We start from the raw sequence: 18,659 nt of genomic DNA on the forward strand, positions 1-18,659 counted from the left end.
GGGCTGCTGCACGTAAGTTCAGGCATGCAACAGCTTGTTGAGCATGGGCCCCTTCTGGAGCGGCCCAGCTTCGAGACCGTGTACACTGTCGGGCTGTCATTCCTCCGACAAGCGCTCCGCTGGCTCGGGGTGGCAGAGCGCGACGTCGACGACGTCCTGCAAGACGTCATGATCGCTGCGTATCACGCGCTGGATCGCTTCGATCCGAGGCGCTGCTCAGACGAGGCGCGCACCAGACATCCCCCCTGCGGCCACGCCCCAAGCCTGGAACGCGGGGCGCCACAAACGGCGAGCCCGCTCGGCGAGCCCCTCAGGCGCTGGCTGTTCGGCATCGCCTGGCGACAGGTCGGCCACTATCGCGAGCGCGCCCACCGCCGCCGAGAGATCGCGGTCGGCGCCGGGGCGAGCTGGCCGTTCGAGCTCGCCGACCCCGGCTTGACCTCGGAACAGCTGCTCGCACGCGAGCAAAGCGGCCAGCTCGTCGGCAGGCTGCTCGGCGGGATCGACACCGAGCGACGCGTGGTCTTGATCATGCACGATCTGCTCGATGTGACGACCGCCGACATCGCGCGCGACCTGGACGTGAAGGAGAACACGGTGCGCAACCGCCTCCGGCTGGCCCGCGAAGACTTCCGCGTGGCGGTGAAGCGCATGAACGCCGAGGACCGGCGCGCACTCCACGATCCGTTGAGCCTCCAGGTCGCCGAGCGCTCCCGCGGGGCGGACGAAGAGTCGCTCATGAGCACCGCCAGGCTCATCCCCGAGGTGCCGGACGCTACCCGGCGCAGGATCTGGCTCGCGGTCACGCGCGCGATCGCCGAGGCGCACGCGGCGGGCCCGAACCCCAAGGCTTGCGCCGCGCCAGCTCCGTAGGCGACCGCCGCACGCACCGAAGGGAGGCCGGCGCAACCGAGGCCACGGGGTCGGCCGCGCTCAGCGCTCCAGCATCCTGCCGTAGTGCTCGGCGAGCGCCGTCCCTCCCAGGCGGGAGAAGAAGGAAGAATAGCATATCCAGATCGCCAGCCCGTTCATGTCGTCGAAGATCGGCGGGAGATACGGGGGCGGGCGGATGATCCCGTCGGTCACGTGCGCATGGAGGACAGGGACGTCCTCGTGCGCGACCTTCCCCACGAACAAGAAGGGAATCAGCATCGCCCGATCGTGCTGAATGGCCGCGCGCATGAAGGCGTAGTTGAGCACGATCCCCTTGCAGTAGCAGGCGTCCTTCGTGAACGGCGCCCCGCCCGCGAGCACGCCGCCGCGGAAGACGCGCCTGGCATTCTGGAAGCACTCGTCTTCTTCGTAACCTTCGGTGCGGTACCACTCGAACACGTCGAGGAACGACGCCCCGTCCTCCGCCTTGTCCACCGCGAGGATGCGGTCGTTCAGCTTCTTCGCGCGACGCGGAGTGCTCCTGAAGGTGAGGATCTCCACCAGAACGGCGAGCCCTTCCTGAACCGCCGTGGTGCGCGGAGGCCCCTTCGCGAGCCAGCGCGCCACCGGCTGAGCTTGCCCGTTCAAGCTGGTCGCCACGTGCACCCACCCCTCGTGCGCCTCGAGGATGTCGACATCGCTCTTGGCGAACATCGCGCCGCTCCGGATCTTCACGTAGTCGCTGCCGGCGGCGGCGTCCGCGAGGAGCGAGTCGTCCACCTGCACGCGGATCGACGCGCCGCCGAAGAAGCGGTCGAAGCGGGCGTTCAGATCGAGCGCCGCCATCTCCGCCGTGATCTCCCGCTGCTGCGACGGGCCGAGGCGCTCACCGCCGATCGCCGTCAGGAGGTCGTAGAGCACGAACCCCATGTCCCGCACGCTCGTCTTTCCGTCTGGCAGCTTGTCCTTCGGGGATCCGTAGAGCTCGCGGGACAGCGCGTAGAACGCCTTCGTTCCCCGTCCGATGAGCATGCGCACGACCTTCCGGTACTCGTCCGCCGTCGCGCGGAGGATCTGGCCGAGCCGATCGCGCTTGCCGAGCTCCCGCTCGGCGTCGCGCAGGATCTCCTCGAGCTCGCGCTGCTTGGCCTCCGGGTCGAACCCCAGATCGTCCGAGTAGGCGACCTGCGGCAGCTCGCGCTGCTTCGAGCGGACAAATTGCTCTTCGACGTCCGCCTCCCAGCGGAGCGCCTGGAGGATGCGGATCGGCCGCTGCGCATCGAGCACGCGCTGAGCCAGCGTCGCGAGGATCTCCTTGTAGGAACGCCACGGCCCCGCGACCGGCGGGAGCGGCGCGTGCGGGATCGGTCCGTCGTTCAAGCTCAGGGACTCGAGCGGCGCCGACGGCGCTTCACCGCTCTCCGCGCCGCCTTCCCCAGGGCCGCCCTGGCCGCCGGTCTCGGCCGCTCCCGCGCCGTCCTCCGCCGCGCCAGCGCTGCCGCTGCTCGGCTCGTCCGCTGGCTCGCTCACCTTGAGCTCGCGCTGCGCCTCCACGTCCGCCGCGTGCGCCCCTCTCCTCTCCCGGGCCTCAGAGCTCTGCGCCATTACTATCGATTGCTAACACTGGCTCACCTGTCCGAGCAAACCTCCACGGGCCAGGACCAGCGCCGCGGGGAGCGCCGGCTTCGCCGGATCCTTGTCGGCATCGCGGCCTCGGGGTACGAGCCCTGCCCGTATGAGCGATCCCGAGCACAAGAATGACGCCGAGACGACCGCCGAGGAGGAATCGACCGCCCTCTCGGACGCCGCGCTCCTCGAGCGCACAGCGGAGGGGGCCAGGCGGCTCCGCTCGGCGATCGCGGCGGCGGTGGTAGGGCAGGACGATGTCGTCGAGGCCATGCTGATCACGCTCGCCGCGCGCGGGCATGCGCTGCTCGTCGGCGTCCCGGGGCTCGCCAAGACGCTGCTCGTGTCGTCGCTCGCGAGGGCGCTCGATCTCAGCTTTGGGCGCGTCCAGTTCACGCCTGACCTGCTGCCCGCCGACATCACGGGGACCGACGTGCTGCACGAGCAGCACGGGTCGCGGAGCCTGCGCTTCCAGCCCGGCCCCATCTTCCACAACCTCGTCCTCGCGGACGAGGTGAACAGGACGCCGCCGAAGACGCAGGCCGCCCTGCTCGAGGCGATGCAGGAGCGCAAGGTGACCGTCGGGACCACCACGCACGCCCTCCCCGACCCGTTCCAGGTGTTCGCGACGCGAAACCCGATCGAGCAGGAAGGGACCTACCCGCTGCCGGAGGCGCAGCTCGACCGCTTCTTGCTGGAGATTCACGTCACCTACCCGAGCGAGGCCGAGGAGCGCGAGGTGGCGCGACGGACGACCTCGGGGAAGCCGCCGGCGATCGCGGCGGTGCTCAAGGCGAGAGAGGTGCTGGCGATCGGGCGCCTCGTCCCGAGGATCCCGGTGACCGACGAGGCCGTGGACCTCGCGGTGCGCCTCGCCAGGGCGACGCGGCCGGGGGCGGAGCGCGCTGCGCAGGAGGTCCGGGACTACGTGCGCTACGGCGCGGGGCCGCGCGGGAGCCAGGCGCTGGTGATCGCGGCCAAGGCGCGCGCTGCGCTCCGCGGCGAAGCAGCCGCAGACGTGGACGACGTGAGGGCGCTGCTGATCCCGGCGCTGCGGCATCGGATCGTGCTGTCGTACCGCGCCGAGGCGGACGGCGTCCGCGACGTCGACGTGCTGAGCGCCGTGGAGAGATCGGTGCGCTGAACGGCGCCGCGGCGCGGACGCCCATCACCGGGCGCGAGGCGCCTGTTGCTGCGCTTCCTTCACCGGCGTGACCGCCTTCATGGCCTTCAGATCCAACGCGAAGCGCAGCGTCCCCGGCCCGCGCCCGTCCCAGCTCACCGCGACGACGCCGCTCTTCTTCAGGCTCAGGCCGGCCCAGCCGCCATCGCCGAGCAGCGACGTCACCAGCGCCGACAACGAAGGCTCGTGCCCCACCAGCGCCAGCGGCTGAGCCCCCTGGTGCTGCGAGAGCCGGCGAAGGATCTCGGCCGTGTCGCGCGACGGAGAGAGCTCGGCGACCACCGACACCTCGTCGGTCAGCCCGGCGGCCTCGGCGATGATCTCCGCGGTCTGCACCGCGCGCACGAGGGGGCTCGTCCAGATCACCCCAGGACAGCGGTCCTTCTGCTTCGCGAGCCATTTGGCGACGCGCCGGGTCAGCTTGCGCCCCTTGCCCGTCAACCAGCGACCTGCGTCGCCGAGGTCCGGCGCGTCATCCACGGCATGGCCATGGCGGATGATCAGGATCTCCATGACCTGACCTTAGCCCGGACGAGCGCCAGCCGGGGAGCGCCGCGCGCGCGAAAGAGGCGGCGGCGTCACCTCGACGCCCATCAGAACTCGCACTGATGGGTCGCATCGTTGCAGTGCGAGCCCGGCGCCACGAAGGGACAGATGCTCCCGCGGAAGTTCTCGCACGGGAAACCGCACGTGAATGAAGTGTGCGTGTAGCAGCTCTGCCCCTCGTCGCAATCGGCATCGGAGGCGCATCGGCAGTTGAAATCGTCAGGGAACCCGTTCCCGTTTTCATCAAGGCCGTTGCAGCACTCGGTCACGTAGACGTCGCTCGCGCTGCAGTCCTCGTCCGCGCAGTCCAGCGCGCCGTCGCAGTCGTTGTCGATCCCGTCGGTGCACGCGGCGGTCCCGAACTCGGGGCCAGGCGCGGCGCCCTTCGCGCAGCTCCGGCATGAGCCGAAGGTGGCGCAGCCGGGATCAGCGCAGTCGACGTAGTGATCGCCGTCGTTGTCGAGGTCGTCGTCACAGATCTCGCGCGGGTTCGGGACGATCTCGACGTTGAGCACGAAGGGGCCCTCGTTCGGTCCGCTCGCGGGATCGATCGTGAAGCCGTCGAGGAAGACGAAATAGGTGCCGGGGTACAGGATGCCGAAATCGAGCAGCGAGGCCCGCGACCCGCCGCTGTCGTCGTCGCAGCCGATCTCCCGGCCGGAATTGCAGACGCCCGTGCGGACGTAGAGCGCCGTGTCGAAGGCCGACCCGCGCGAGTCGACGCGCACGCGCGACGGCGCGGTGAGCACGAAGAAGAAGACCGCCTCGCCGGCGTCGCCGCCGCACTCACCCCGGGTCTCGCTCACGTGCCCGGTGGTGTCCCCCGTGTACGTGCCAGTCCCGGGGATGCGCTTCGGCGACAGGCAGTTGGCCTGCTCGAGCACGCACACGGAGCTGCTCGCGCAGTCCGGGTCCTGGCAGTCGACCAGGGCGTCGCCGTCGTCGTCGACGTCGTTGTTGCAGCGCTCCGGCGTCGGCTCGCAGTTCGGCGCGAAGGCGCAGGCGCTGTCCGCGCAGTCGACGCGCTCATCGCAGTTGTTGTCGGCGCCGTCGTCGCAGATCTCCGGCACGCAGCGCTCGCAGGCCGGCGCGGAGGTGCACTGCGGATCCGCGCAGTCGACGCGCCCGTCGCAGTCGTTGTCAGCGCCGTCCTCGCACCGCTCCGGCGAGCCGGGCGGCTCGCACGCGCAAGGGAAGATGCCGCGGCAGTCCGGATCGCCGCAGTCGACCAGGAGATCGCAGTCGTCATCCTCGCGGTTGTCGCAGCGCTCGCGCTGGGAGCTGCAGGCGCAGAGCGGCTCGGAGCCGCAGTCGGCGTCGTCGCAGTCGAAGGCGAGATCGCAGTCGTCATCGGCGCCGTTGCCGCACTTCCCGGCCTCCGAGGTGGAGCAGCCGCAGACCGGCGTTCCCGAGCAGTCGGCGTCGAAGCAGTCGACGATCGTGTCGCAGTCGTCGTCGGCGCCGTTCTGACAGCGCTCGCCGGCAGGGCTCGGGGTACAGCCGCAGATCTCCCCCGCTGCGCAGGCGGGATCGAAGCAGTCGCTGACGCCGTTGCAGTCGTTGTCCGCGGCGTCCGTGCAGATCTCCGGCGCGCCCGGGAAGACGGACGGGTTGAGGTCGTTGCAGTCGCTCCCGCCGCAGAACGTCGGGCCGACGCCGTCCCGATCGTCGTCGCGGGGACGATGGTCGCAGCGCCCGTCTGCGCAGTCGTCGCTCGTGCAGTCGTCGCCATCGTCACAGTCCGTGGGGCCGCCACACGCGTCGAAGCCTCCGACGCCCTCGCCTCCGTTCGATGAGGTCGACATGCTGCCGCTCGTCGCGCCACCAAAGCCGCCCCCTCCAGCGCTGGCGTTCGAGAGGTCGGGGAGGCTCGTCCGGCCGCACGCTCCCGCCAGGACGCCGAGCACCGCCCATGCGCCGAGCGCCATGAGGCACCGTCGAATCCGGGAAGGCCGCGGAAGCGCCCCCTCGACCCACGCTGAAGAGCCCGGCTTCATCTCTCACCCTCTCGCACCGGCCGCACGGTGCCCGCGCTTCGGTCCACTTTACAACCCCGAGTTTCCAGGAAAGCAAGTTTTGATCCGCTGGCTCTGGCCGGTCGGTGAGGCGTTGATCTGGAGCGCGCTTCCTCGCTCTGCACGGCCAGCCCGAGCAGCTGCCAGGGCTGCTCACGAGCCGGCCTGCACGCCGAGCCGGCCAGCTCGCGCCATGGGATCAGTTGCGGGTCGGAGCATCCGCGTGTAACGAGGGCCGGTGGGAGCGGAGCTCCAGATCGAGTACGAGCGGCCGCCTCCTGGCCTCCAGCGCGGGCGTTACCCTGCGCCACAATGGGTCATCCTGGGGATCGGCGCCGCGGTGGTGCTCATCGCAACCGCCGTCCTGATCTGGCGAGCGCGGCGCGCCTTCAGCGCACGCGGGAGAGGCGGACCGCGCTCCTCGAGACGAGGGTGACGGGAACGGGAAACCAGGCGATCACTTCAGAGGGAGGAGGAATGATCAACCGCAGTGCGATCGCAGGTTGACACCGAGCGGACCGGACCGGTAGGCACCATAGAGGGATGCGCACCCGGTCGGCCGATGTAGAGAGCCGACCGAGCGCGCGACGAGCCTGCAACAGCCGGGGCCCAGAGACGCGGCCCCAGTGAGGCCCTTTGGGTCCTGAAGAACACCGCGCAACCGCGGCCCGTGGATACATGGCACCGATCGAACGTGGCGTTGAGCTTGTGCATCGCGTGATCGCGCAACTGAAGAAGCGCCCTTCCAGCCATACCGCCGTGGGAGCGAGCCAGGCCGCTCTCGATGCGCTCGAGTCGAGGCTGATGGTCGAGCTGCCGCCCACGCTGCGGGCGTTCCTCGAGTTCGATTTCACGCTCGATAGTCTGGGCCCGCGGTTCAAGGGGCGGCATCGCTTCGGCCAGGACCCGTCGGCGCCTCGACCGAAGCTCACCTCGGTCCGCAAGCTGGCCGAGGCGAAGACCGACCTCGGCTGGACCGAATCGCGACTCCGGGCCAAGGTCGTGAGGCTGCCCAACCTCCCCGGTCAGCCATGGAACGCGCTCTACCTCGGGGAGGCCAGGCGGGACGGCGAGCTCGTCATCCTCGGCCTCGACAACGAGGACACGAACGTCCGGGTCTTCCCGCGCTACACCGCGTTCGACCTGTACCTTGCCGAGCAGTGCGGCCTCATCAAGCTGCGCGAAGCGCAGCGGCTCGAGGACCTCGAGTCGCACGTGGCGCTCAACCCCGAGCTCGGGACCGCCGAAGAGGACGACGAGGGCGACACGGAGTATTGATCGCGCGGCCGCGACGCCCTCACCCTGGCGCCGCTCGGCCGTGAACGACGTCCGTGACGAACGCGATGGCTGCCGGTGCAGGAGCGCTCCACTTCCGGTTCCGGGTGGACGACGGCGACCCTCGTGACCGGCTCGACAAGCTCGTCGTCCACCTGCTCGACCGCGCCGGCCATGCGGCCTCTCGCGCGGCGGTGCAGCGGTGGATCGCCGCCGGTCGGGTCCTCGTCGACGGGGAGCCCGCGCGCGCGTCGGTGGCGGTGCGCGCAAGCGCGCTGGTCGAGGTCCGCCCCGAAGAGCCGTCGCCCTCGCCCACCGCGGCCGAGCCCGACGTGGCCATCCCGGTGGTGTACGAGGATGAGCACCTGCTCGTCATCGACAAACCTGCCGGGCTCGTCGTGCATCCGGCCCGCGGCCACGCGTCCGGCACGCTGGTCAACGGGCTGCTCGCCCTGCCCGGGTTCGCCCTGGCGCCTGCCGATCCGCGCGATCCCATGGGCCATGTCCGCCCGGGGATCGTGCACAGGCTCGACCGAGGGACGAGCGGCCTGCTCGTCGTGGCGAAGGACGAGCCCACCCGCGAGGCGCTGAAAGATCGGTTCGCCAGGCACGCGATCGAGCGCGAGTACGCCGCGATCGTCGCCGGCGAGGCGCGAGACGCCACCTACGACACGCTCCACGGCCGGCACCCGACCGACAGGCTCCGGTTCACGTCGTGGATCCGCGGCGGCGCCGGCGCACCCGGCTCCGGAGCCGGCGCGCCCGGTTCACGCGTTGCCACGCCGCGCCGCGCCGTGACGCACGTCCGCGTGCTCGAGAGGCTCGGCGACGCGGCGACCGTCGTCGCGTGCTCGCTGGAGACGGGCCGCACCCACCAGATCCGGGTGCACCTCGCCGAACGCGGCAGGACCCCCGTCCTCGGAGACCCCCTCTACGGCAAGCCGCCGAAGAAGCCGGCCGTGCGGGCGATCGCGGAGGAGCTGGGCCGGCAAGCCCTCCACGCGCGCGTGCTCGGGTTCATCCACCCCGCCACGCAAAAGCCCGTCCGCTGGGAGAGCGCGCTGCCAGCGGACATGCGCAAGGCGCTCGACCAGCTGCGGGCGCTCGCTACCAGATCTTCGATTTGATGTGGCCCTTGGACTTGATGAGGATGTCGACGAGGGCGCGGTCGTAGAAGTTCTTCTGGTAGAGGTCCGGCGAGACGCGGCTCTTGTAGAGGGCGCGCCCTTCCTCGATCTCTTCGGACAAGACCGTGAAGAGGTCATCCTGCTGGATGCCCTGCACGATCTTCTCCTCGTTGTAGAGCGAGAGATCGCTCGCGATGGCGCGCGCGAGGCGGCGCGCCGCCTCTTCCGTTTCAATCAAGGGCATCCGTCTCTCCTCCAGGTTCGCCAGCCGGGGGCACGCGCTCCCGAGCCGACGGGGGCCTAGGATGCAGCAGCCCAGGCGGCGCTGTCAAAGTAGCTCGTCGTCCGACGACCCGCCCCCCCACCCGCGCGGCGGCGCGAGGGGCGCGGCGCGCATGTGGGTGGTCGCGCGGGGCGCGCCGGCGGCAGGCCGATCCGCTTCCTGGCGCGCCGCGGCGAGGGCGGCGAGCCCCGAGAGGAGCGGGAACGCGACCAGCGCGTACCGCCCGGCACCGAAGAACACGGCGTGCGTCGCCGCGGTCGCAGCGAGGACGGCGAGCGCGGCGCCTACGAGCACCGGCGCCCGGAGGAGCGCGCGGCCCTTGAGCAGCGCGAGGCCGAGGAGCGCGAGGTAGCCAACCCATGCATGGACGTGCAGCGCGGCGACGACCCCCAGCGCGAACAGCGCGAGCCGAGCGATGTCGAGCGCGCGCTGCGCGAGCGAGGGACGGCGAGCTGCGCCGGGCGCCTGCGCGGGCCTGCGCGCCGCCCACACGAGCGCGGCGAGGAGGACGACGCGCTCGAAGACGGTCTCGACGGCGCCGAGCGCGACCTTGTCGGCCTCGCTGAACGCCGACGGGTTCGAGGCGTGGAGGTACCACCCGGCCGCGCCGCAGTAGTCGAACGTCGCCGCGAGCTTCCTGGGCACGAGCCCGAGCCATTCGCCCGGGTGCTCCGCGATGTACCGGCGCGCCTCACGGCCGAAGCAGGCGTCCTTGCCGGCTTCGTCGAAGACCTCGCGGCACGCCTCGGGGACCTGGACCGGCGCCCAGGCGCCGGTGGACGCCGGATCCGCTCCGATGAGGAGATTCCATCCGCCGTTCACGCTCACCAGGGCGCACTGGTTCATCCGCAGGCAGTTGCGCGCGGTCCAGGGCGCGCACACGAGGAGCGCCGCGATGACGGCCAGCAGGACGGGCGCCGCGCGCGCGGCAAACGGGGGGAGGAGCCGGGGACCGCCTGCAGGCGGAGAGCCCGAGAGGGCGAGGCCGGCGAACAGGGGCGCGAGCAGGAGCGCCTGCGGGCGGACGAGGGTGGCGGCGCCGATGAGCAGCCCGATGACGGCGAACGGGGCCAGCGCGGGGCGGCGCTCGCGCGCCCTCGCGGACGCCCACGCCGCGCAGGCGACGAGCGAACCGGTGACGCCCTCGGTCATGAGCGCCGGGGTATACGCCACGAGCCCGGGGTGGAGGGCGACGAGCCCACCGGAGAGCGCCGGCACGGCGCGCGAGCGCGGCGCGGCGCGGGCCGCCAGGCGATGGACGGCGAGCGCCGCGAGCGCGCCGAGCACGGCGTTCAGCAGCATCGCGACCGCGGGGTGCGCGCCGAGCAGCGCGTACAGCGCGCCGACCGCGCCCGGGTAGCCCACCGGGTAGTGCGCGGCGTACGTGACGACGCCGTCCGGCCATAGCCACGTGTAGCCGAGCCCCGCCGCGATCCGCTCGGCGATGCGCTGGTAGTACGTCCCGTCGGCGGTAGGCGGGAAGCGCCCGGCCGCCCAGACGACCGTGGCGAGCCGCGCGGCGAGGGCGAGCGCGAAGATCGCGCCCGCGTCGCGCCGACGCGCGACGACCGAGGCGCCGTCGCTCATGATGAGCGCGCGAGCGACAGCGGGAAGCGCGCGAGCAAGCCGGTGGCCCGCAGCGCAGCGACGACCTCGCACGCGGGCAGACCGACGACGTTCGAATAGGAGCCGTCGATGCGCGCGACGGCGAACGCGCCGATGCCCTGAATCGCGTAGGCGCCGGCCTTGTCGAGCCCCTCGCCGGTCGCCGCGTACGACGCCACCTCGCCGTCGTCGAGCTCGCGGAAGCGCACCCGCGTCACGACCGTCTCGGCGTGGAGCGCCTCGGCGAGGCCCGGGGCGGATGCCGTCGCGACGTTGGCCCGATCGCCGCCGGCGATCGCGAACCTCGTCCAGACCTGGTGCTCGCGGCCCGAGAGGGCGCGGAGCATGGCGCGCGCGTCGACCTCGTCCCGCGGCTTGCCGAGGATGGAATCGCCGAGGATGACCGACGTGTCGGCGACGAGGATCGCGCCCGCCCCGGCCGCCTGGCGCAGGCGCCGCGCGGCCGCGAGCTTCGCCAGGGTGACGCGCTCCAGGTAGGCAGCGGCGTCCTCGCCGGAGCGCCCCGCCTCGTCGACCTCGGCTGCCGCGACGCGGAGAGGCAGGCCGAGCGTGGTCAGGATCTCTCGCCGGCGCGGCGAGCCGGAGCCGAGCAGGAGCGGGTGTGAGTCGTCGATCATGGTCGTGCGGACGCCGGCGGCGCCGGCCCCGGCCGGGCGTGGTCCTAGCACGGCGCCAGCGCGACCGCGGAGCACGACGCAATCCGACGCAATCCGACGCAAACCCGAGCCTCGGACGCCAGCGGATCGCGACGCGTCGATTGCTCTTTTGACTCTCCCCCCGGCAGTAGTAGAGGGTCGGGCGCGATGCGCGCCAACCGGAGGGAGCCTGCACGATCGAGCCTCCCGCTGCTGGTGGCGTCCGGGGTCTTCATGGCGACCCTCCTTCCGGCGCCGGTGCGCGCGGACGAGTGCGCGCCGGCCAGCGGGCTGTCGGGCTGTATCGATGCCGACAACCTCTGGCCGCACGCAGGCGGCGGCCCTTTCTTCGCCGTGGGGAGCACAGGGACGGCTCCGAGCGCGAAGGCCTCGTTCGGCCTCGTGGCGAGCTACCTGTCGCGGCCAGTGGGCCTGCGCACCGCCTCGCCCGACCCCGAGGGGACGGTCATCCATGCGCTGGACAACATGGTCGACGCGACCTTCCTGGCGTCGTTCGGGCTCACCGATCGCCTGGAGGTCACGGTCGCCGCTCCCGTCACCCTGTACCAGGACGGGGCAGGCTTCTCCGACGTCCTCGGCACCGACACGGAGCTCCAGCGCAGCGTGATGCGCGACGCTCGCCTGGGCGCCGCGTTCGCGATCTTGCCGCCGGCCCAGCGTGGTCCGCTCGATGGCTTCTCGCTGGCAGCGCGCCTCGATCTGGGCGTGCCGACCGGCGACGGGTCGGTGTTCGCCAGCGCCGGGACCGTGACGCTCGCGCCGAGCGTCGCCGCAGCGTACCGGCTCGGCAAGCTCCTGCTCGCGACCGAGGTAGGGGCCCGGCTCCGTGGCTCGAGCACGCTGATCGATACCGAGGTCGGCCCACAGCTCCTCGGCGCCCTCGGCGCCTCGGTCGACGTGCTCCCGGACCGCTGGCTCACGGCGTCCGCGGAGGCGTTCGCCCTCTACACGCTCGCCGAGCAGCCCGCCGGAGCCCCGGCGCTGGTGCCGGCGGAGTGGATCCTCTCGGCCACGAGCGCCCCGCTGCTCGCAGGCGACGTCTCGCTGTCCGCGGGCGGCGGCGGCGCCATCCCGTTCGCCTCCGGCGGCGCGCTCACCGCGCCGCGCGTCCGGTTCAACCTGGGGCTCCGCTATGCGCCGACGGGGCGCGATGCAGACGCCGACGGCGTCCTCGATCGCGACGACGAGTGCCCGCCCGTCGCGGAGGATCGCGACGGCTTCCGGGACGGCGACGGATGCCCCGATCCCGACAACGACGGCGATCGGATCCCCGACGGTCGCGACAGGTGCCGGGACGAGCCCGAGACGATCGACGGCTTCCAGGACGGCGACGGCTGCCCGGATGCGGACGACGACAGCGACGGCGTCCCGGACGACGCCGACGCCTGCCGGAACGACGCCGAGGACCGCGACGGCTTCCAGGACAGCGACGGATGCCCCGATCCCGACAACGATGGCGACGGGATCCTGGATGCGCGCGACACGTGCCCCATGGGCGCGGAAGACGTGGACGGCTTCAAGGACGACGACGGATGCCCCGATCCCGACAACGACATCGACCAGGTCCCTGACGCCAGCGATCAGTGCCCGGGCAACGCCGAGGATCGCGACGGCTTCCAGGACGACGACGGCTGCCCCGAGCGCGACAACGACGAGGACGGCGTGGCCGACGCGGCCGACGCATGCCCCATCACCGCCGAGACGATCGACGGCACGAACGACGCCGATGGCTGCCCTGAGCCGGCCGGCAGGTCCTTGCCGCGGTGGTCCGGCGATCAGGTCGTCCTCGACGGCCTGGCCCGCTTCCCGGCGGCGAGCGCCCGCGTGCCGCCGGCCCTCGCGGCGCAGCTCGGCATGATCGCCCAGCTCATGCGCGGGCGCATGCCCCTCGACATCGTCATCGTGGAGGCCTACGCCGATCGTCAGGGCGATCAGTCCACGCGCGCCCTCGAGCTCGCGGGCGCGCGCGCGAGCGCCGTCAAAGAGCTCCTTGCAACCGCGGGCTTGCCGGCGGACCGGATCACGGCCGCCGCTGGCGACCCATCAGCCAAGCGCGCGCCTGGCGCGCCCCAGATCGAGGTGACGGCGACCCGCGCTCGGCGCTCTGAAGGAGCCCCGGGTGCTCCGGGCGCAGCCCCCTCGACGACCGGAGAGAAGAAACAGCGATGAATGTCCTCGAGGCACGCCGTGCCCGCCATTTGATCATCCGCCTCGACCGGGGCGAGGAGCTCCCTGCAGCGCTGGTGCGCGCGCTTGATGAGGCCGAGGCGCGCGCCGGCTGGATCGAGGGGGTAGGTTCGCTGGAGAAGGCCGAAGTGGCGCTGTTCGATCAAGCTTCCCGCACCTACGCGAAGACGCGCGTCCTCGACGGCCCGTGCGACGTGGTGGCGCTCTCGGGGAACATCGCGCTCCAGCAGGGAGAGACCTCGCTTCGGCTGTCGGCCACGCTCGCCCGCGAGTCGGGCGTCGGCCTCCAGCTCGCCGCCGGCGAGCTCGTGTGGGCGCGTGTCTACGGGCTCGAGCTCCGCGTCACGGCGTTCGACGATCTGCCCCTGGCGCGGGTGTTCGACGATCGAACGGGCGCGATGCAGCTCGCGACCCAGTCGTCCGCCATCCCCGCGCTCGCGGGCGAACCGCCCCGCCTGGCGCCTCCGGCGCACGCCGCGGAGCTGCCGCGCGCGACGCCCCCGGCGCCCGCCATCGAGCCGCCGCGCGCGACGCCCCCGGCGCCCGCCATCGAGCCGCCGCGCGCGGCGCCTCCAGCGCCCGCCATCGAGCCGTCGCGCGCGGCCTCAACGGGCTCCGCGGAGCTCGCCGCCGCGCCGCTACCGCAGCGCCCGACCCGTCCTCGCCAGGAGGACGAGCTCTATCCGGAAGTGGGCGACAGCGTGACCCACTTTCACTTCGGCGAGTGCACCGTGATCAGCTCGGATGGCGAGCGGATCCGCCTCCGCCAGGAGCGCGACGGCCGCGTGCGCGAGGTCTCGCTGACGATGCTCCGCATCGAGCCTCCCACCGTCGACGCGGCGACAGGCAGGAAGCAGTTCCGCCTCGCGCGGAAGAACTGAGAGCGACCGCGCCACCTCGGTCGAGAGGTGGCGGACGGCGCCTGCGCGCTCAGAAGACGCGCTGGGCGATGTGGATCGAGTCCCCTGCCTGAAGCGGCACATCGGGGATCTTGTTGTCGATGATGTCCTCGACCGAGACGGTGGTGAACACCGTCTTGCCCTGAGACTTCCTGCGGATCGTGACCCGATCCTTGTCCGCGATGCTGTTGAACCCTCCCGCCATCGAGATGGCGCGGAGCAGCGTCATGCCGGGCTGGAGCGGCAGGGACCCAGGCTTCTGCACCTCGCCGAGCACCTCGACCCGCTTCGAGTTGTACTCCTTGATGCTCACGCTCACGCTGGGATCGGTGAGGACCTGCCCTTCCATGAGCTTCGCGCGCACGAGCTCCGCGACTTCCTGAGGCTCGAGGCCCGACACCTTGAGCCGCTTCACGTAGGGGACGTCGACGGTGCCATCCGGCGCGACGGTGAACGTCGAGGGCAGCTTGTCTTCTCCGACGATGCGGAGCTCGAACACGTCGCCGACCCCGATGGTCGTCGCCTCCACCGGCGCAGGCAGGTTCGCTGGCTGGGGCGTTCGCGATGAGCACGCAGCGAGCGCCAGCGCGAGCACGGCGGCGGTCCACCGACCAGCACGCCGCATCACATGAACCAGCGCACGCCCAGGTAGGCTTCGAACTGCTGCCATCCGAGGTAGTTCGGCGTCGTCCCGCCGGCAGGCGTCAGCGATGTGCTGCTGATGTTGTTGCCGTAACGCAGCGTCGAGTTGATGCCCAGCGAGTCCCCTATCCGGTACTCGCCGAACAGAGACGCGTCGATGCGGACGTCTGTCCAGGGAGCCGCAGATGTGGAGTTTGCCCCGTTCCCCGGAATCGCGGGATACACATGGGCCGCCACGCCGCCGTCGGCGATCAGCAGAAAGCGTCCGCCAAAAAAGTAGGAGAGCTTGAGGTAACCGCGATCGCGCTCGTAGTAGGTCGAGAGATAGCTGTCGTGGAAATCGCGCGTGAAGCCGGCCGACAGCGACGACAGCGCGAGCGTGGCCGCCTCGGGATCGGCCGACGGGTTCGGCGTCAGGTACCACTTCAGCTCGAGCTGGCCGATGACGCTGTCGAAGTCGTGCACCTCGGCCTGGCTGTCTGACGTGTAGAAGCTCGCGCCCCAGCCGGCCATCGCGAGGAGGCCGAACGACGACGTCACGAGGCCATTGATACCGAGCTGCGCGCGCAGGGGATGAGAGGAGAGCTGAGCAGCCGGGTTCGGGTAGCTCACGAACCCGAGCGACGCGTCGTAGATGAGCGCGGTGCGGGGCAAGAAGCGCCAGCGTCCCCGCGTCCGGATCGTGTGGTGCAAGTTCGTCAAGCTGTCGAACTCGTCGACCTCGAAGAACGTGCCGAGGAAGCGATAACCTAGCCGCCAGTCGAGCAGCCCCCCGCCCGGCGTCCACACGAGCTCCGCCCCCGCGTCGGCGTGGACGCGTCGAAAGCTCTGGTTGGAAATCCCGAGATCCGAAGAGGCGATGGTCCGGCCAAGCGACGCATCGAGGATCCCGGACCAGGGGCGCCGGGGCAGGATCGTCAGCTTGGCGTCGAGCAGGCCGCCGATGTTCCGCTGCTCACTCAGCCGATCCTGCCCGACCTCGCTGCCGGATACAGGGAAGAACTCGTCATAGGTCGCGGCGATGCCAGCGCGAAACTCGACGTCTGGCGGCGGCGCGTCCGGCGTCACCTCGTAGCGCTGCTGGCTCAGCGTCGAGAGCGAAAACGACGGCGTGATCCGGAGCCGTAACGAGCCAACAGGCCCGAGATCATCGAGGCCTGCATAATCGTTTTCGTCTCGGCGGAAGAAGTTGGAGTCATAGCCGAACTCCGCAGCGACTCCGGGATGCAGCTCGAGATCACCGGTGCGTATCCCGATGCCCTCGGTGTAGCGCCGATCCTTGAGCCACGGCTGATCCTGCGCCAGGGCCAACGCCGGGGACAGAGTGAGTGTGACTGCGGCAGCGGCTATGGTTTCACGAAGTTTCATCGCCTATTGGGCAGTGGCAATCCGAGAGAGGCGGTCGCCTACCGAAAACAGCTACTGCACGCAGGCGGCTCGATGATGATCTGGCTGACGGGATACTCGGAAGGATCGTCCTTGGGGAGGTTCGGATCGATCGTCGCCGTCACGGCGCTGTCGCCGATAAAGCCCGCTTCCTGTCCGATGCACTGGTTGGCCTCGGCCGTCAGCTGCTCGGTCCGCTGCCGCAGCACCGTCAGGATCGTGAACTCATGGTTGGAGAGATCGACGTCACGCCGATTCACGGCGAGCTCCAGGCCCTGCCGCCGCTCGCGGGCGGAGCGGATGGCGACATCGATCTGATTCAGCTTGTCGTCAAGACAGAGCGTCTTCACGACGTCGCGCTGCGACCGGGCCGTCTCCAGCTGGCGACGAACCGACATGCGGGCGCCGTCCATCCGGGCGAGGTAGGTCTCGCTCTGCGCGAGCTGCTCTGCGGGCGAGAGCGTCACCTGCCGCGCGAGGCCGGCGGAGGCGTCCGGCGGAGGCGCCGTCTGCGCCTGCGCAGCGGCGATCCCGTGGCCGACCACGACCGAGATCAGCGCCACTGCGGCGAAGCCAGGGATCTGTTCACGCTTCATCGAAGCCTCCGGAAGTCAGACCCGCGCAGTATAGGTGCGGGCAGACGTAATTGTCAAAACGCAATGAACATGCCGAGCAGCCAGCAGTGCGCGTCCGTCGGGAGCCCCCGTACGGCGCTCTCCCCGTTCGATGCGCGACGTCAGCACGCCATTCACGTGCAAGCGAGGAGAGAGGATTGCGTCTTGTCCACGGGCCCGGAAAGCATCGGAGGCTATTGGCTCACGAAAGTGACAGGAATCACAACCGTCGCGCCGCCGCCCTCAGGCGGCGCGAACTGCGCGCTCTGGACGCGCGCGACGACGCACGAGACCACCGTGCCGGACAGGCCGGAGCCGCCGGATGGGGTCGCCGAGAGCACCTCGCCGTTGGGGCCGATCTTCGCGGTGATCCGGACCGACCCCTTCATGCTCGGGTCCTCTTGAAGACCTTTGTTGTAGCAACGGCGGAAGCCGGCGGTCATCCCGGCCACGACGGAGGGCGCGTTCGAGACGCTCCCGCCGGAGACCGCGGCGCCGCCCACCTGGGCGTTGCCCACCGGCCCCTTGACCGTCTGTGCCGAGCCGGCCGTCGCAGGGCCGCTGGTCCCGGTGTTGCCAATCGTGGCGAGGCCACCACCGCCGGCCGCGCCTGGTCGCACGGTGCCACCCCCGGCGCCGCCCATGTTCAATCCCGCCACACCGCCCTTGCCGACGCCGGCCCCCGAGGCGGCCGCGTTTTCGAGCAAGCCGGTGGGCACGTCGCCCGAGCTCAGGACGCTGGCGGTCGCGTTCCCGCTCGAGTTGAGCGCGCCCAGCATCTGCATGTCGAGCTGCGCGAGCTCGTTGGTGAGCGCCGACGCGCGGGCGTCGCTCATCCCGCCAGAGCCCTTCCCCGGGCTGGCAGCCGCTGCCCCCTTGTTCCCACCGCCAGCGGCCTTGGGCGCTTCGGCAGCAGGCGCCGCCGTGGCGGCCGGCGCCTCGACGTCCTCCTTCGGCTGCTCCACCGGCGGCGGGGGCAGCTGCTTCACGGACTCGAGCAGCTGCGCGACGTCGATCTCATCGTCGACCACCGGGTCCATCCAGTCGGAGTAGATCGACCCCACGGCGCCGAAGTGGAACAGGAACGAGAACGCGGCGATGATCGTGGTCGTCCAGTCGATGTCGTTCGCGATCCCCGACCGCACCGAGACGGGTAGCTGCGGCTTGGGCTGTACCGGCGGCGGCGCGACGAACTGGAAGAGGAACGTCGTCTCCCCCACGACGAGCTTGCCGCGCGCCTCCTCGCTGAGCTGGACCTGGTAGGCCTGGACATTGCCGACCGCCACGCGCTTGGCCGACGACTTGAGCGCGGAGAGCTCGGAGACGCCGCCCTTGAAGGCGACCCGACCGGTCATCCCGTCCAGGAAATTGAGGAAGTACTCGCCCCCCACGAGCTCGAACACCCGAAAATTCGGCGGGATGTTCTTGCTCGGGATGACGAACATGCTCTTTTCGCTGGGGCCGATGGTGACGTGGGTGCGCTGCTTGATGACGCGCTCCTCGATCACCTTTCCCCCCTGAACCAGGCCGATCCTGAGCACCTTCGGGCCGGTCACCGGTGCGACCGCCCGCATGACCGCGGTCATCTGCCCGGGCTGCCCGGGGCGCGACGGGGTGGGGTGCGGGTGCTGCTGGGTCATTCCAAAGGACTCCGGGAGAGGGGGGACGAAGCGTGCGCCGATCGCGATCGCGCGCGGCTTACGGAGCCGCGCTCCGGGGCC

Annotated in this window: 16 protein-coding genes; 6 read left to right on the forward strand and 10 right to left on the reverse strand. The window is 71.0% G+C overall.

Annotation, left to right across the window (positions count from 1 at the left end; translation table 11 throughout):
• The first annotated feature begins 24 nt into the window (after window positions 1-24).
• The gene (locus WMF12_RS31245) at window positions 25-873 is read left to right on the forward strand and encodes an RNA polymerase sigma factor (RefSeq protein ID WP_437851243.1); all 849 of its coding nucleotides are present in this window, start codon (window positions 25-27) and stop codon (window positions 871-873) included.
• A 60-nt stretch (window positions 874-933) separates the two neighbouring features.
• Here WMF12_RS31245 and WMF12_RS31250 read toward each other — a convergent pair whose 3' ends face one another.
• Window positions 934-2,478: a flavohemoglobin expression-modulating QEGLA motif protein gene (locus WMF12_RS31250; RefSeq protein ID WP_437851245.1), complete on the reverse strand. Its 1,545-nt coding sequence runs from the start codon at window positions 2,476-2,478 to the stop codon at window positions 934-936.
• 130 nt (window positions 2,479-2,608) lie between these two features.
• Here WMF12_RS31250 and WMF12_RS31255 point away from each other — a divergent pair, with 130 nt between their 5' ends.
• Complete coding sequence (locus WMF12_RS31255; protein WP_437851247.1) at window positions 2,609-3,643, forward strand: AAA family ATPase; 1,035 nt, start codon at window positions 2,609-2,611, stop codon at window positions 3,641-3,643.
• A 24-nt stretch (window positions 3,644-3,667) separates the two neighbouring features.
• Here WMF12_RS31255 and sixA read toward each other — a convergent pair whose 3' ends face one another.
• Together sixA and WMF12_RS31265 are read right to left on the reverse strand one after the other, a co-directional pair.
• On the reverse strand, window positions 3,668-4,195 hold the full coding sequence (sixA, locus tag WMF12_RS31260; protein ID WP_437293838.1) for a phosphohistidine phosphatase SixA: 528 nt from the start codon (window positions 4,193-4,195) through the stop codon (window positions 3,668-3,670).
• Window positions 4,196-4,275: 80 nt separating this feature from the next.
• Window positions 4,276-6,156, reverse strand: coding sequence for a MopE-related protein (locus WMF12_RS31265; protein ID WP_437851249.1), 1,881 nt, complete (start codon window positions 6,154-6,156; stop codon window positions 4,276-4,278).
• Between the two features lie 804 nt (window positions 6,157-6,960).
• Here WMF12_RS31265 and WMF12_RS31270 point away from each other — a divergent pair.
• Together WMF12_RS31270 and WMF12_RS31275 are read left to right on the forward strand one after the other, a co-directional pair.
• Entirely contained in the window at window positions 6,961-7,521 is a 561-nt protein-coding gene (locus tag WMF12_RS31270) for an SMI1/KNR4 family protein (protein ID WP_157907006.1), read from the forward strand.
• A gap of 53 nt (window positions 7,522-7,574) precedes the next feature.
• On the forward strand, window positions 7,575-8,645 hold the full coding sequence (locus tag WMF12_RS31275; RefSeq protein WP_437851251.1) for an RluA family pseudouridine synthase: 1,071 nt from the start codon (window positions 7,575-7,577) through the stop codon (window positions 8,643-8,645).
• Here the strand turns inward: WMF12_RS31275 and WMF12_RS31280 are convergent.
• The 3 genes from WMF12_RS31280 to WMF12_RS31290 form a co-directional block, all read right to left on the reverse strand.
• On the reverse strand, window positions 8,626-8,889 hold the full coding sequence (locus tag WMF12_RS31280; protein WP_012238561.1) for a hypothetical protein: 264 nt from the start codon (window positions 8,887-8,889) through the stop codon (window positions 8,626-8,628). The genes WMF12_RS31275 and WMF12_RS31280 overlap by 20 nt on opposite strands.
• A gap of 84 nt (window positions 8,890-8,973) precedes the next feature.
• Window positions 8,974-10,515, reverse strand: a complete 1,542-nt coding sequence (locus WMF12_RS31285; RefSeq protein ID WP_437851253.1) for a hypothetical protein — start codon at window positions 10,513-10,515, stop codon at window positions 8,974-8,976.
• The gene (locus WMF12_RS31290) at window positions 10,512-11,171 is read right to left on the reverse strand and encodes a Maf family protein (RefSeq protein WP_437851255.1); all 660 of its coding nucleotides are present in this window, start codon (window positions 11,169-11,171) and stop codon (window positions 10,512-10,514) included. Before WMF12_RS31290 ends, WMF12_RS31285 begins: the two co-directional genes overlap by 4 nt.
• A 186-nt stretch (window positions 11,172-11,357) precedes the next feature.
• Here WMF12_RS31290 and WMF12_RS31295 point away from each other — a divergent pair, with 186 nt between their 5' ends.
• Window positions 11,358-13,379 (forward strand): OmpA family protein, encoded by a 2,022-nt coding sequence (locus WMF12_RS31295; RefSeq protein WP_437851256.1) that lies wholly within the window; start codon window positions 11,358-11,360, stop codon window positions 13,377-13,379.
• On the forward strand, window positions 13,376-14,278 hold the full coding sequence (locus WMF12_RS31300) for a PPC domain-containing DNA-binding protein (protein ID WP_437851258.1): 903 nt from the start codon (window positions 13,376-13,378) through the stop codon (window positions 14,276-14,278). The genes WMF12_RS31295 and WMF12_RS31300 overlap by 4 nt, the downstream gene beginning before the upstream one ends.
• Before the next feature lie 49 nt (window positions 14,279-14,327).
• Here WMF12_RS31300 and WMF12_RS31305 read toward each other — a convergent pair whose 3' ends face one another.
• The 4 genes from WMF12_RS31305 to WMF12_RS31320 all read right to left on the reverse strand — a co-directional run bounded on the left by WMF12_RS31305 (window position 14,328) and on the right by WMF12_RS31320 (window position 18,578).
• Window positions 14,328-14,921 carry a polysaccharide biosynthesis/export family protein gene (locus WMF12_RS31305; protein WP_437851260.1) on the reverse strand — a complete coding sequence of 198 codons (594 nt, stop codon included), beginning with the start codon at window positions 14,919-14,921 and terminating at the stop codon, window positions 14,328-14,330.
• Complete coding sequence (locus tag WMF12_RS31310) at window positions 14,921-16,306, reverse strand: hypothetical protein (protein ID WP_437740322.1); 1,386 nt, start codon at window positions 16,304-16,306, stop codon at window positions 14,921-14,923. Before WMF12_RS31310 ends, WMF12_RS31305 begins: the two co-directional genes overlap by 1 nt.
• Window positions 16,307-16,344: 38 nt before the next feature.
• Complete coding sequence (locus WMF12_RS31315; protein ID WP_437740323.1) at window positions 16,345-16,920, reverse strand: hypothetical protein; 576 nt, start codon at window positions 16,918-16,920, stop codon at window positions 16,345-16,347.
• Between the two features lie 212 nt (window positions 16,921-17,132).
• Window positions 17,133-18,578 (reverse strand): AgmX/PglI C-terminal domain-containing protein, encoded by a 1,446-nt coding sequence (locus WMF12_RS31320; RefSeq protein WP_437851262.1) that lies wholly within the window; start codon window positions 18,576-18,578, stop codon window positions 17,133-17,135.
• Window positions 18,579-18,659 lie beyond the last annotated feature (81 nt).

It is taken from the genome of Sorangium sp. So ce363 (assembly GCF_051520435.1).
Taxonomy (GTDB): domain Bacteria; phylum Myxococcota_A; class Polyangia; order Polyangiales; family Polyangiaceae; genus Sorangium; species Sorangium cellulosum_B.

Bases quoted from the DNA above. Each gene is read 5' to 3' on its own strand.
- WMF12_RS31250 (WP_437851245.1), bottom strand. From the start codon at position 2,478: ATGGCGCAGAGCTCTGAGGCCCGGGAGAGGAGAGGGGCGCACGCGGCG.
- WMF12_RS31300 (WP_437851258.1), top strand. From the start codon at position 13,376: ATGAATGTCCTCGAGGCACGCCGTGCCCGCCATTTGATCATCCGCCTC.
- WMF12_RS31285 (WP_437851253.1), bottom strand. From the start codon at position 10,515: ATGAGCGACGGCGCCTCGGTCGTCGCGCGTCGGCGCGACGCGGGCGCG.
- WMF12_RS31255 (WP_437851247.1), top strand. From the start codon at position 2,609: ATGAGCGATCCCGAGCACAAGAATGACGCCGAGACGACCGCCGAGGAG.
- sixA (WP_437293838.1), bottom strand. From the start codon at position 4,195: ATGGAGATCCTGATCATCCGCCATGGCCATGCCGTGGATGACGCGCCG.
- WMF12_RS31305 (WP_437851260.1), bottom strand. From the start codon at position 14,921: ATGCGGCGTGCTGGTCGGTGGACCGCCGCCGTGCTCGCGCTGGCGCTC.
- WMF12_RS31265 (WP_437851249.1), bottom strand. From the start codon at position 6,156: ATGGCGCTCGGCGCATGGGCGGTGCTCGGCGTCCTGGCGGGAGCGTGC.
- WMF12_RS31295 (WP_437851256.1), top strand. From the start codon at position 11,358: ATGCGCGCCAACCGGAGGGAGCCTGCACGATCGAGCCTCCCGCTGCTG.
- WMF12_RS31315 (WP_437740323.1), bottom strand. From the start codon at position 16,920: ATGAAGCGTGAACAGATCCCTGGCTTCGCCGCAGTGGCGCTGATCTCG.
- WMF12_RS31245 (WP_437851243.1), top strand. From the start codon at position 25: ATGCAACAGCTTGTTGAGCATGGGCCCCTTCTGGAGCGGCCCAGCTTC.
- WMF12_RS31290 (WP_437851255.1), bottom strand. From the start codon at position 11,171: ATGATCGACGACTCACACCCGCTCCTGCTCGGCTCCGGCTCGCCGCGC.
- WMF12_RS31310 (WP_437740322.1), bottom strand. From the start codon at position 16,306: ATGAAACTTCGTGAAACCATAGCCGCTGCCGCAGTCACACTCACTCTG.
- WMF12_RS31320 (WP_437851262.1), bottom strand. From the start codon at position 18,578: ATGACCCAGCAGCACCCGCACCCCACCCCGTCGCGCCCCGGGCAGCCC.
- WMF12_RS31280 (WP_012238561.1), bottom strand. From the start codon at position 8,889: ATGCCCTTGATTGAAACGGAAGAGGCGGCGCGCCGCCTCGCGCGCGCC.